This is a genomic window from [Pseudomonas] carboxydohydrogena, assembly GCF_029030725.1.
Classification (GTDB): Bacteria; Pseudomonadota; Alphaproteobacteria; order Rhizobiales; family Xanthobacteraceae; genus Afipia; species Afipia carboxydohydrogena.
Genome location: NZ_CP113162.1, coordinates 1,119,278 through 1,130,877, shown reverse-complemented (window position 1 = coordinate 1,130,877; position 11,600 = coordinate 1,119,278). Strand labels below are relative to the sequence as shown.

Annotated in this window: 11 protein-coding genes; 2 read left to right on the top strand and 9 right to left on the bottom strand. The window is 63.9% G+C overall.

Annotation, left to right across the window (positions count from 1 at the left end; translation table 11 throughout):
- Nucleotides 1-12 precede the first annotated feature (12 nt).
- The 4 genes from AFIC_RS05450 to thiD all read right to left on the bottom strand — a co-directional run bounded on the left by AFIC_RS05450 (nucleotide 13) and on the right by thiD (nucleotide 3,449).
- On the bottom strand, nucleotides 13-1,041 hold the full coding sequence (locus AFIC_RS05450; RefSeq protein WP_275248133.1) for a glycosyltransferase family 4 protein: 1,029 nt from the start codon (nucleotides 1,039-1,041) through the stop codon (nucleotides 13-15).
- Nucleotides 1,041-1,853: a UDP-2,3-diacylglucosamine diphosphatase gene (locus AFIC_RS05445; protein ID WP_275248132.1), complete on the bottom strand. Its 813-nt coding sequence runs from the start codon at nucleotides 1,851-1,853 to the stop codon at nucleotides 1,041-1,043. The genes AFIC_RS05450 and AFIC_RS05445 overlap by 1 nt, the downstream gene beginning before the upstream one ends.
- A 54-nt stretch (nucleotides 1,854-1,907) precedes the next feature.
- Nucleotides 1,908-2,552 (bottom strand): class I SAM-dependent methyltransferase, encoded by a 645-nt coding sequence (locus tag AFIC_RS05440; RefSeq protein WP_275248131.1) that lies wholly within the window; start codon nucleotides 2,550-2,552, stop codon nucleotides 1,908-1,910.
- A 96-nt stretch (nucleotides 2,553-2,648) separates the two neighbouring features.
- On the bottom strand, nucleotides 2,649-3,449 hold the full coding sequence (gene thiD / locus AFIC_RS05435; RefSeq protein WP_275248130.1) for a bifunctional hydroxymethylpyrimidine kinase/phosphomethylpyrimidine kinase: 801 nt from the start codon (nucleotides 3,447-3,449) through the stop codon (nucleotides 2,649-2,651).
- A 126-nt stretch (nucleotides 3,450-3,575) separates the two neighbouring features.
- On the opposite strand from thiD, the gene AFIC_RS05430 reads away from it, so the two are divergent.
- The gene (locus tag AFIC_RS05430) at nucleotides 3,576-3,998 is read left to right on the top strand and encodes a CHRD domain-containing protein (RefSeq protein ID WP_275248129.1); all 423 of its coding nucleotides are present in this window, start codon (nucleotides 3,576-3,578) and stop codon (nucleotides 3,996-3,998) included.
- Nucleotides 3,999-4,131: 133 nt separating this feature from the next.
- On the opposite strand, the gene murJ is transcribed toward AFIC_RS05430, so the two are convergent.
- From murJ to AFIC_RS05405, 5 genes are all read right to left on the bottom strand, one after another.
- A complete protein-coding gene (gene murJ, locus AFIC_RS05425) occupies nucleotides 4,132-5,661 on the bottom strand; it encodes a murein biosynthesis integral membrane protein MurJ (RefSeq protein WP_275248128.1) in 1,530 nt (509 codons plus the stop codon).
- Nucleotides 5,662-5,704: 43 nt separating this feature from the next.
- Nucleotides 5,705-6,847 carry a DegT/DnrJ/EryC1/StrS family aminotransferase gene (locus AFIC_RS05420; protein ID WP_275248127.1) on the bottom strand — a complete coding sequence of 381 codons (1,143 nt, stop codon included), beginning with the start codon at nucleotides 6,845-6,847 and terminating at the stop codon, nucleotides 5,705-5,707.
- A 38-nt stretch (nucleotides 6,848-6,885) separates the two neighbouring features.
- Nucleotides 6,886-7,878 (bottom strand): Gfo/Idh/MocA family protein, encoded by a 993-nt coding sequence (locus tag AFIC_RS05415; RefSeq protein ID WP_275248126.1) that lies wholly within the window; start codon nucleotides 7,876-7,878, stop codon nucleotides 6,886-6,888.
- 155 nt (nucleotides 7,879-8,033) lie between these two features.
- Nucleotides 8,034-9,443, bottom strand: a complete 1,410-nt coding sequence (locus AFIC_RS05410) for a mannose-1-phosphate guanylyltransferase/mannose-6-phosphate isomerase (RefSeq protein ID WP_275248125.1) — start codon at nucleotides 9,441-9,443, stop codon at nucleotides 8,034-8,036.
- Nucleotides 9,444-9,473: 30 nt separating this feature from the next.
- Nucleotides 9,474-10,490 (bottom strand): NAD-dependent epimerase, encoded by a 1,017-nt coding sequence (locus AFIC_RS05405; RefSeq protein ID WP_275248124.1) that lies wholly within the window; start codon nucleotides 10,488-10,490, stop codon nucleotides 9,474-9,476.
- A 148-nt stretch (nucleotides 10,491-10,638) separates the two neighbouring features.
- On the opposite strand from AFIC_RS05405, the gene AFIC_RS05400 reads away from it, so the two are divergent.
- Nucleotides 10,639-11,595 (top strand): lysylphosphatidylglycerol synthase transmembrane domain-containing protein, encoded by a 957-nt coding sequence (locus AFIC_RS05400; protein ID WP_275248123.1) that lies wholly within the window; start codon nucleotides 10,639-10,641, stop codon nucleotides 11,593-11,595.
- Nucleotides 11,596-11,600 lie beyond the last annotated feature (5 nt).

The following is an 11,600-nucleotide window of genomic DNA, read 5'->3' as shown; positions in this document are numbered from 1 at the left end:
AGGCGCGCGGCTTCACGCTGCCGTGCGCGTGGAATGCTGGCTGTCGCGGCGCGCGTGGACAATATTGTCGATGAAAGCGCGCGCGCAGCTCTCCCAGGTGTGGTTCAGCGCAAACGCCCGGCATTGCTCGGGAGAGATGGCCAGAGCCGCGCGGCAGGCAGCACCCAGGTCTTCGCTGAGAACTCCGACCGGCGCATCGCCGATCACATCCTTCGGGCCGGAGACGGGAAACGCCGCTACCGGCACGCCGCTCGCCAGCGCTTCCAGCAGCACCAGCCCGAACGTATCGGTGCGGCTGGGAAAAACGAACACATCCGCCGTGGCATAGATTTGCGCGAGCTGCTCGCCCTGCAAGGCGCCCAGGAAAATCGCATCCGGATATTTACGCGCGAGTTCGTGACGCGCAGGGCCATCGCCCACGACAAGTTTGGTGCCGGGAAGATCGAGCGAGAGAAACGCTTCCAGATTTTTCTCGACCGCCACGCGCCCGACCGACAGGAAAATCGGACGCGGCAGCCCGAGATCGAATTGCCGCGGCGAAAACAGGTCGGTGTCCACCCCGCGCGGCCACAGCACCACACGGGAAAAACCGCGCTCCCGCAATTCTTCCGCCAGCGCGGGCGTTGCCGCCATCACCGCCTGGCTTGCCGCATGAAACCGCCGCAGGCCCCTCCACACCCATGATTCAGGGATCGGCGAGCGCGCCGACACATATTCCGGAAAGCGGGTGTGGAAACTCGTGGTGAACGGCAGCCCCCGCTTCAGGCAATAGCGGCGCACCAGCAAGCCGATCGGGCCTTCGGTCGCGATATGGATATTGTCGGGGCGCGCATCCGCGATCAGTCTGGCGATCCGCGCCGGGCCGGGAATGGCGACGCGCAGATCGGGATAGCTCGGCAGCGCGACGGTGGCGAAGGATTGCGGCGTGAGAAACGAGACATCGACGCCGAGATCGCGGGCCGCATCCGCCATCATCGTCAGGGTGCGGACAACGCCGTTGACCTGCGGGTGCCAGGCGTCGGTCGCGATCAGAATGCGCATCAGGCGGCCTGTGCCTTGATCGCGGGTGCAGAAGCGGTCTGCCGCAGCGGCACGGTCCAGGTCAGGATTTCAAACTGGCCGTCGTGATGCTCGACCAAAGCGGTGCAGCTTTCCACCCAGTCGCCGCAATTCATGTAACGGATACCGTCGTAATCGCGGATCGTGGCATAATGGATATGGCCGCAGATCACGCCATCCGCCTCATACCTGCGCGCTTCCGCCGCCAGTGTCTGCTCGAACGCGCCGATGTAGTTCACCGCGTTCTTCACTTTCTGCTTGGCCCATTGCGACAGCGACCAGTAAGGCGAGCCGAACATGCGGCGGAACACATTCACAAGACGGTTGGCCTGAATCGCGAGATCGTAAGCCTTGTCGCCGAGATGCGCGAGCCAGCGCGCGTTCTGCACCACCAGATCGAACAGATCGCCGTGAATGACGAGGTACTTCTTGCCGTCGAGTCCTTCGTGGATGATCTGCTCGACCACCTCGATGCCGCCGAAATGCGTGCCGTAATAGGAGCGCAGGAACTCGTCGTGATTGCCGGGAATGTAGAACACCTTCGCGCCCTTGCGGACGCGGCGGAGCATTTTCTGCACGAAGTCGTTATGCGATTGCGGCCAGTGCCAGTTCGATTTCAGCGCCCAGCCATCGATGATGTCGCCGACCAGATAGATCGTCTCGGCGTCGTGCACGCGGAGGAAATCGAGAAGCCGCTCGGCCTGCGATCCCCTTGCCCCCAGATGCACATCCGAAATGAACAGAGTTCGGAAGGTTCGTTCCGGAGCGCCATCGGAGATGAGGGCTTTTTCCATGGGCGTGCAGCTAGCAGATTTGTGTGACGGACCAATGACGAAACAGGCTCGGCCTCAGGCCGCGACCGGCCCCGTCCGCTCAAAGGAAACCAGCGTGTAGAAAGCCGCGACCTTCCTCCGCTCGATGAGGGTCGCATTGTCGTTCTGCGCCCACGCGGCGAGCCGCGAGAACGGGAATTCCGGCCGCAAGCCCAGCGCGCGGGTGCGCTTCGCCGCCCAGCGCTCAACCGCCGCCGCGACACCCTTTTCCGAATACAGGTGATTGACGAGGATGATCCGGCCGCCCGGCTTCACCACCCGATGGCATTCGGACAGGACCTGCTCGGGATTGGCGACCAGCGTGATGACGAACTGCGCCACGACGCAATCGAACGTTCCATCGGGAAACGACATTTTGTGCGCGTCCATCTGCAACACGTCTTTGACGTGCGGATAACGGCCGCTCGCCATTTTCGCCCGCGCCTTGGCGAGCATCGGCGCGCTCATGTCGATGCCGGTGATTTCCGTCGCGGCGTTGTAATCGTCGAACGACAGCCCGGTGCCGACACCAACCTCGAGGATCTTGCCGCCGATGGCGCAGGCCGCGGCCGCCGCCGCGCGGCGCCCCTTGACCATCACAGGTCCGCACACCGCGTCATAGATCGGCGCCCAGCGGGCATAAGCGGTTTCAACGGTCGATCGATCGAGGTCCGTGTTCATCGTGGCGATCCAGACAGGCTCCGGGAATCGGAGAGTTACGATGGATCGGGGGTAACAGCGCCATGCGACAGTTCGACGACAAGCGCGGTATCGCGCTCAGTAGAAGGTGTGAAAATGATGGATCGGGCCGTGATCGTTGCTGAGCTGCAACCGGTCCGCATTGGCGATGGCGGCGCTGACGTAATCCTTCGCCTGCCTCACCGCCGCCTCAAGCCCCTCGCCCTTGGCCAGCCCCGCCGCGATCGCGGACGACAGCGTGCAGCCGGTGCCGTGTACGTTCCTCGTATTGATGCGAGGTGCAACGAAAGACACCACGCCATTCGCGGTGACGAGATAATCGATGCTCGAAGGCCCCGCACCGTGACCGCCCTTGATGAGAACCGCAGGCGCGCCGAGCTTCAGGATGCGGCGGCCCTGATCGGCGATCTCGTCTTCCGTCTGGGCCATCTGCTCGTCGAGCAGCGCGGCGGCTTCCGGCAGGTTCGGCGTCACCAGCGTGGCGCGCGGCATCAGCACGGTGCGCATCGCCTCGATCGCCCCATCCGCCAGCAGGCGGTCGCCCGAGGTCGCGATCATCACCGGGTCGAGCACAACATTTTTCGCCTGCCAGTGCGCCAGCCGCTCCGCGATCACCTCGATGATCGGCTGCGAGGCGGTCATGCCGATCTTGACCGCGCCGACCGGCAGATCGCTCATCACCGCATCGATCTGGCTTTTGACGAAATCAGCCGGCGCTTCGTTGATCGCGGAAACCCCCCTGGTGTTCTGCGCCGTCAGCGCCGTGATGACGGTGGTGCCGTAGACGCCGAGCGCGGAAAACGTCTTCAGATCGGCCTGAATGCCCGCACCGGCAATCGTGTCCGAGCCCGCAATCGTCAACGCCACCGGAAAAGCCATCGTCCAAAAGTCCCTGCTGATCGGCCAATATTAGTCCTCCGATCAAACTTCCGCCAGCAGCGAACCAAATCGTACCGACCGGGGTTATCGGATCGATCGTTTCATTCCCTTGCCAAGGAGAATCCCATGTACGGCAAAACCATTGGAGCCGCAGCCGTGATGCTCGCAGCGATTGCGCTGGCCTCTCCGGCCAGCGCCGAAAAGATGACCATGAAGCTCAATCTCACCGGCGCGAACGAAGTGCCGCCCAACGACAGCAAGGCCACCGGCACCGCCGATGTCACCTACGACACCGCCTCCAAAATGCTGAACTGGAAAGTGACCTATTCCGGGCTGACCGGCCCCGCCACCATGGCCCATTTCCACGGCCCGGCCGAGCCCGGCAAGAACGCGGGCATCATGGTTCCGTTCAAGGACATCGCGAGCGGCGCAGAGGGCAGCGCCACGCTGACGGATGCACAGGCTGCCGCCCTCAAGGACGGCAAGATGTACGTCAACATCCACACCAAGGCGCATCCGGGCGGTGAAATCCGCGCGCAGGTGAAGTAAGTCTCGCCGTCATTGCGAGGAGCGCATGCGACGAAGCAATCCAGTTCTTCAAAAGCTGGATTGCTTCGCGGAGCCTGTCATCGGGCCGCGCTTTGCGCGGACCCGTTGGCTCGCAATGACGGAAACGTCTACCCTACGGCCGCACCAGTGCCTTCAGCCAGCGCATGCCGAACAGCGCGCCGATGAGCGCTGCATAAACAACGGCCCCGACAACAACCAGCAGCAGCAGCGCGATCTCGTCGCGCGCGGCGGGGAATGTCGCGATCCAGTGCGCCGAAGCGCGCGATGCCCCCCACAAGGCAGCGGCGAGCACAATTCCCGCGACGGCGAATTTCGCGAGCGATTGCACGAAGGCGCGGTCCATGTCGAGAAAGCCCCGCCTGATCGCGAAGCCCACCACCAGCAACAGATTGACCCACTGCCCGACCGCCGTCGCCAGCGCGAGGCCGATCTGCGCCAGTGATCCGACCAGCGCGAGTTTCAGCGCGAGATTGACGGCGATCCCCGTCAGCGCCGACTTCACCGGGGTCGCGGTATCCTTGCGCGCGTAGAAGGTCGCGACCGCGCTGCGGATCAGCACGAACGGAATAAGCCCGACCGCATAGGCCGCGAGCGTCGCGCCTGCGGCGGCGGCATCGGCCTTGGTGAAGGCCCCGCGCGCGAACATCGCGCGCATGATGACATCGGGCACCGTGAGGAACGCCGCGACGAACGGCACCGAGAACAGCAGCGTGAAATCGAAGGCGCGCCGCTGCGCCGCCATCGCACCCGCATGATCGTTGGCGCTGATCCGCCGCGCCATGTCCGGCAGCAGCACGGTTCCGATGGCGATGCCGATCACCCCGATCGGCAACTGGTTCAGACGATCGGCATAATAAAGCGCGGACAGCGCGCCGGAGGCGAGGAAGGTCGCGATGATGGTGTCGGCGAACAGCGCGATCTGCGTGCCCATCGAGCCGACCGTCGCTGGCCCGAGCGTGCGGAAAAACCCGGTGACATCCTCGTCGAACTTGATCCTGGCGAAGCGCGGCAGCACGCCGGTCCGCGCCGCGTCTCCCGCCAGCAGGAAATATTGCAGGAAGCCGGAAATCAGCACGCCCCACGCCGCCGCGTGGCCGGCGGTCGGGAAGAACGCCGCGAGCGCCAGCGTCATCATCATCGACAGGTTCAGGAAGATCGACGCTGCCGCCGCGCTGGCGAAGCGATGCATGACGTTGAGAATGCCGCCATAGAGCGTGACCAGCGTGATCAGCAGCAGATACGGAAAGGTGATCCGGGTCAGTTCGATCGCAAGCTCGCGCTGGCCGGGATCGTCCGAGAAGCCCGGCGCGAGCAGCGAGATCGCCTGCGGCATGAACAGCCACGCCACCACCAGCAGCACGAGCTGGCTCGAAAACAGCAACGTGAAGATGCGGTCGGCGAACAGCCGCGCCGCGTCCGCTCCGCCCTTGCCCTGCACATGGGTGTAGGCCGGGATGAAAGCCGCGTTAAACGCGCCCTCGGCGAAAATCGCCCGGAAATGATTCGGTAGCCGAAGCGCCACGAAGAAGGCGTCCGCCAGCGGGCCCGCGCCGAGAATCGCGGCCAGCATGATGTCGCGCGCGAACCCGGTCAGGCGCGACAGCAGCGTATAACCGCCAACGGTGAATATCCGGCCGAGCATCCGCCGCTTCTAGCGCATCGGCCGCCGCCGCAAAATGGCTATGTCAGCCGGCAACCGCGTCGCGCACAGCCGAAATGATGCGGTCCTGCGTCGCCGTGTCCAGATAGGGGTGCATCGGCAGGCTGATGCACTCCCGCGACAGCATCTCGCAGACCGGCAGGCCGCCGTCCGCGACCGGGAAATGCCGGTAGGCCGTCTGCTGGTGCATCGACTTCGGATAGTAGATCGCGGTCGGCACGCCCCTGGCTTTCAAGGATTCGGCGAACGCCTCGCGGGTGCCGTCCTTGACGCGGATGGTGTACTGCGCCCAGACCGAGATGTTGCCCTCCGGCACCTTCGGCACGTTCACCACGCCATCGAGGCCCCTGGCGTAATAGCTGGCGACGCGGTTGCGTGCCTCGATCTCGTCGGGGAAGATTTTCAGCTTCTCGATCAGGACCGCCGCCTGCATGGTGTCGAGGCGTCCCGTGAGACCAAGCCGCACATTGTCGTATTTCTCGCTGCCCTGCCCGTGCACGCGCACGCTGCGCAGTTTCTCCGCGAGCGATGCGTCGTCGGTGAAGATCGCGCCGCCGTCGCCGAAACAGCCGAGCGGCTTGGCCGGGAAAAAACTCGTCGCGGTCGCGAGACCAAAGGTGCCGAGCCGCTTGCCCTTGTAGGTCGCGCCAAATCCCTGCGCGGCGTCGTCCAGCACGAACAGGCCCTCTTCGGCGGCGACCTTCGCCACCGCATCGTGATCGGCGCTCTGCCCGAACAGATCGACGGGAATGATCGCCTTCGGCTTCAATCCCGCCTTGCGGGCGGTCGCGATGCCGCGCCTCAATGAGGCAACATCGATGTTGAAAGTCGCCTCATCGACATCGACGAACACCGGCGTCGCGCCGGTGAGCGCCACAACTTCGCCGGTGGCGCAGAAGGTGAACGACGGCACCAGCACGGCGTCGCCGGGGCCGATCTCCTTGGCCATCAGAACCATCAGCAGCGCATCGGTGCCGCTGGCGCAGGCGATCACATGCTTCGCGCCGCAGAACGCCGCGAGATCGGCTTCGAGTTTCGCGACTTCAGGACCGCTGACGAACTGACAATGCGTCAGCACGCGGCCGACGGCTTCATCGATCGCGGAGCCGAGCCGGCGGCGCTGCGCGCCAAGATCGATAAACGCGACAGGATCGGGGCGTGGATTCATGGAATGTCACCAATCGAAAAAGGAAAATGGAGAAGCGATTAGTTGGAAGCCGCGTGCGGCTGAGGCGCCGCCACGGGCTTGGGCCGTGTCTCGAGGCACTTGATCGCGATCTCGAGGCTGGCGACGCCTGCCTCACCGGTGATCGCGGGCGCGCTCCCGGTCTTGATCGCCTTGATGAACGCCATCAGCTCGGCGCGCAGCGGCTCGTCATGACCGACCGGCAGATGCCGCATCGAATAGCTGCCATCGCGCTGGAAGCCGAAGCACTCCGTCACCTGCCGCGTCAGCAGATCGCCCTGGATGTATTTGTTGCGGGTCGCGATGGTTGCCGTGCGCGCCTTGAACGGCGTCAGCCAGTTGGTGTTGATGTGCGCGAGCACGCCGGAGGCGGTGCGGAATTGCAAGAGCGCGATGTCCTCGCGCTCCGCCACCGCGCTGGTGAGCTGCGGCTGCACCTCGACGATGTCGGACCCCGTGAACCAGCGGATGAGATCGATGTCGTGCACGGCAAGGTCGATCACCACACCGACATTCGACATGCGCGGCGGGAACGGGCCGACGCGCGTGATGGCGACGGACAGAATCTCCTCGCCCCGGATCGCTTCCTTGATCGTGGCGACGGCGGGATTGAAGCGTTCGACATGACCGACCATCAGCGTCACGCCCTTCTTGCGGGCGGCATCGATGATCTCGCGTCCCTCCGCGCCGGTGGTCGCGATCGGCTTCTCGACGAGAACATGGGCGCCGTGGGCGATGCAGGCGAGCGACACGTCGCGATGCAGGTGGGTCGGCGCCGCGATGGTCACCGCATCGACACCGGCCGCGAGCAGTTCATCGACGGTCGCGAAAGTCGGGCAATCGACGAAGCCGGTGATGCGCGAACGGCTCTCGGCCAGAGGATCGACAACGCCCGCGAGTTTCACACCGGGCAGTTGCGCCAAAACGCGCGCATGGTTGCTGCCCATCACGCCCGCGCCGATAACACCCACGCGCAAATCCCCGTTGCCGCGCGTCGAATTCCTGGAAGTCATTGATCTTTTTACCCCTGAATCGCGGAACCCCGCGCCGTTTTCCTAGCACGGCGAAATCGCCCCGCCGACCCTTTGGATGGGGTGTCAGAACACGTTTTGATTCAAAAGATGTCAGCGCCAGATCGCGTTTGGGGCTGGAATGCCTCCAAAATCCGTTAACGGCGATAATCGTCCTCGATGCGGATGATGTCATCCTCGCCGAGATAGCTGCCGGTCTGGACCTCGATCAATTCAAGTGGAGTTTGGCCGGGATTCTCCAGCCGATGCAGCGCCCCGATCGGAATGTAGACCGATTCATTCTCGTGGACGATTGTCTCAAGGGCATCGATCGTCACCCTGGCCGCACCCCGCACCACGATCCAGTGTTCGGAGCGGTGGTGATGTTTCTGTAGCGACAGGCGTTCGCCCGCCTTGACGACGATCTGCTTCACCTGATGCCGCTCACCGGTATCGAGCGACCGATACGATCCCCACGGGCGATGCACCTTGAGGTGATCCTCCGTCACCTGCGGACGCACCTTCTTCAGCTTGGCGACAAGCCGCTTGAGCGCGCCGGGATCTTTCTGCCGGGACACCAGCACCGCATCCTGCGTCGCCACCACCACGACATCCTCGACGCCTTCCAGCGCCACCAATGTCTTGTCGGAGGAGACGTTGCAGTTCTTCGCGCCTTCGAACACCGCCGCGCCCTGTGCCGCGTTGCCATCCTCATCCTTCGGCGACAACTCCCACACCGCATGCCACGAGCCGATATCCGACCATCCGCACGACACCGGGATAACCGCCGCGCGCGAGGTCTTCTCCATCACCGCATAGTCGATGGACATCGGCACAGCGCGCGCGAAGGCGTCTTCCTGCAACGTCACGAAGCCGAGATCGCTGCCCGCCTGCGTCACCGCCTCGCACGCAGCCGCGACACTGGCGGCGTCGGTCTGTCCATACTCATCGAGCAGCGCCCGTGCGCCGAACATGAAGTTGCCGCTGTTCCAGAGAAAGCCGTCCCGCACGTAAGCCGCTGCCGCCGCCTCGTCCGGCTTCTCGATGAATTTCGCGACCGACGACACGTCGCCCGAGATTTTGCCGCCGGCCTGGATATAGCCGTATTCCGTCGCCGCGCGCTCGGGCTTGATGCCGAATGTCACGATCTTTCCGGAGGCCGCGACCTCGACCGCCCGGCGGCAGGCCGCGACAAAGGCCGCCTCATCACCCACCACATGATCGGCGGCAAGCGCCAGCACCACGGCCTGCGGATCGCGGCCCGCGGCGAATGCCGCGCCCGCAACAATCGCGGGGCCGGAATCCCGACGGCAAGGCTCAAGCAGAATGTCCGCATCGCGCCCGATCTCGGCGAGTTGCTCGCGCACCGTGAAGCGATAGGCTGCGTTGGTGATGACGATCGGGCGATCGAACAGCGCGCCGTCGCCGACCCGCGCAAGCGTATCCTGAAACGTCGAGCGGCCACCGAACAGCGACAGAAACTGCTTCGGCCGGTTCTCGCGCGACGCGGGCCAGAGCCGCGCTCCGGCACCGCCGCACATGATCAACGGGACGATACGCTGCGCCATCGAAAACCGCTTTTCTGAAATTCTGTGCGATCAGACCCGGTGATACTCGCGATACCATGCCACGAAGCGAGCGACGCCGTCAGCGAGTTTCGTGGAGGGATGGAAATCCACCTCCCGCTGCAAATCATCGATATCGGCGTAGGTGGCATAGACGTCGCCCGCCTGCATCGGCAGCAATTCCTTGCGCGCGGTGCGGCCAAATTCTTTCTCGAGCGCGCCGACGAGATCCATCAGCTTCTCGGGCTTGTTGTTGCCGATGTTATAAATTCGCCACGGCGCGCGGCTCGACGCGGGATCGGGGTGCTGTGCATCCCATGATTCATTGGGCGTCGCCGGACGTTGCGCCAGACGCACGACTGCTTCCGTCACATCGTCGATGTAGGTGAAGTCCCGCATCATGTCGCCGTTGTTGAACAGGCGGATCGGCTTGTCCGCCATGATCGCGTTCGCGAACAGGAACATCGCCATGTCCGGGCGGCCCCATGGGCCGTACACCGTGAAGAAGCGCAATCCCGTCGCCGGCAGCCCGTAAAGATGGCTGTAGGAATGCGCCATCAACTCGTTGGCCTTCTTGCTCGCGGCATAGAGGCTGATCGGATGATCGACATTGTCGTGCACCGAAAACGGCAGCTTGGTGTTCGCGCCATAGACCGAGGACGAGGACGCGAACAGCAGATGCTCGCAGCCATTATGCCGGCAGCCTTCCAGCACGTTGGCGAACCCTTGGAGGTTGGCATCGATATAGACGGCCGGATGATCGATGGAGTAGCGCACCCCCGCCTGCGCGGCGAGGTGGATCACGACCGGGAAGCGGTGGCGCTCGAATATGTTTCGGGTGGCGGCACGGTCCGCCAGATCGATCTTCTCGAAGGAGAAGTTCGGGTCGTTGCGCAGGATGGCGAGCCGGGCCTCTTTCAGGCTCGGGTCGTAATAATCGTTGATGCTGTCGAGCCCGACGACCCGATGGCCCCGCTGCAACAGACGCTGGGAGACATGAAAGCCGATGAACCCGGCCGCGCCGGTGACAAGGATCGTTTGCCTGGACATTGATTTCGGACGGTTGAGGGAAAAGACAGCAGCTTGTCGGCTTTCCTATTGCCAGTTGCGGTGTAAAACCATACCACGCAGCGAAAATATATCCGTACCGCAGCTAAATTCACGATACGTTTTCCTCACACCCGGCAGACCGGCCCCGATGCGCCCCACCGCTTTCCTTCTCATCCGCATCCTGATGTCGGCCGGGCTATTGTATCTGTCGCTTCGCAATATTGCCTTCGACGCCGTGCGGGCACGCCTCAGCGACTTCGGCTTCGGCTGGTTTGCGCTCGCCATTCTGGTCACCCTCTTTCAGATCGTCCTCAGCGCCGTCCGCTGGCGCGAAGTGACCAGGCGCTGCGACGCGCCGCTGGATGACGCCCGTGCGATCAAGTTCAACATGATCGGCACGTTCTTCAACCAGACCCTGCCCTCCTCGATCGGCGGGGACGCCATGCGGCTCTGGCTGCTCGGCCGCATCGCGGGCTGGCGGGAGGCAACCTATTCGGTGCTGGTTGACCGCGCCATGGGCCTGATCGCGCTCGCGACCATCATCGTCTGTAGCCTGCCGTGGAGCTATCCGCTGATAACAAACCGGGATGGGCAAGTGGCGCTGGTCGTCATCGGCTCGGTGGCGCTTGCGGCCAGCCTCGGCTTTCTCCTCGTCGGAGCCCTGTCCTGGCCATGGCTGAAAGGCTGGTGGCCGCTGCGGCACGTCCATGCCTGCGGCGAAATCGCCAACAAGGTCCTGTTCAGTGCCAAATCAGGCCCGATGGTGGCGGTGCTGTCGCTGGCGATCCATGTGCTCGCCGTCGTCATCGCCTGGTGCTGCGCGATGGCCATTCATGCGTCCGTGTCGTTCTGGCAAGTGTTCCTGTTGATCCCGCCGATCATGCTCATCACCATGCTGCCGATCTCGATCGCGGGATGGGGCGTGCGCGAGGCATCGATGACGGTGGCTTTCGGCTATGCGGGCCTGATGACCAGCGAAGGCACCGTGGTGTCGATCCTGTTCGGAATGGTTTATTTCATCGTCGGCGCAATGGGCGGACTGGTCTGGGTGTCGAGCCCGGAGAAGCACGACAAAGCGGCGGCAGTCGTGCCCCGGCTCGATTAACTCGG

Bases quoted from the DNA above. Each gene is read 5' to 3' on its own strand.
- AFIC_RS05450 (WP_275248133.1), bottom strand. From the start codon at position 1,041: ATGCGCATTCTGATCGCGACCGACGCCTGGCACCCGCAGGTCAACGGC.
- AFIC_RS05445 (WP_275248132.1), bottom strand. From the start codon at position 1,853: ATGGAAAAAGCCCTCATCTCCGATGGCGCTCCGGAACGAACCTTCCGA.
- AFIC_RS05440 (WP_275248131.1), bottom strand. From the start codon at position 2,552: ATGAACACGGACCTCGATCGATCGACCGTTGAAACCGCTTATGCCCGC.
- thiD (WP_275248130.1), bottom strand. From the start codon at position 3,449: ATGGCTTTTCCGGTGGCGTTGACGATTGCGGGCTCGGACACGATTGCC.
- AFIC_RS05430 (WP_275248129.1), top strand. From the start codon at position 3,576: ATGTACGGCAAAACCATTGGAGCCGCAGCCGTGATGCTCGCAGCGATT.
- murJ (WP_275248128.1), bottom strand. From the start codon at position 5,661: ATGCTCGGCCGGATATTCACCGTTGGCGGTTATACGCTGCTGTCGCGC.
- AFIC_RS05420 (WP_275248127.1), bottom strand. From the start codon at position 6,847: ATGAATCCACGCCCCGATCCTGTCGCGTTTATCGATCTTGGCGCGCAG.
- AFIC_RS05415 (WP_275248126.1), bottom strand. From the start codon at position 7,878: ATGACTTCCAGGAATTCGACGCGCGGCAACGGGGATTTGCGCGTGGGT.
- AFIC_RS05410 (WP_275248125.1), bottom strand. From the start codon at position 9,443: ATGGCGCAGCGTATCGTCCCGTTGATCATGTGCGGCGGTGCCGGAGCG.
- AFIC_RS05405 (WP_275248124.1), bottom strand. From the start codon at position 10,490: ATGTCCAGGCAAACGATCCTTGTCACCGGCGCGGCCGGGTTCATCGGC.
- AFIC_RS05400 (WP_275248123.1), top strand. From the start codon at position 10,639: ATGCGCCCCACCGCTTTCCTTCTCATCCGCATCCTGATGTCGGCCGGG.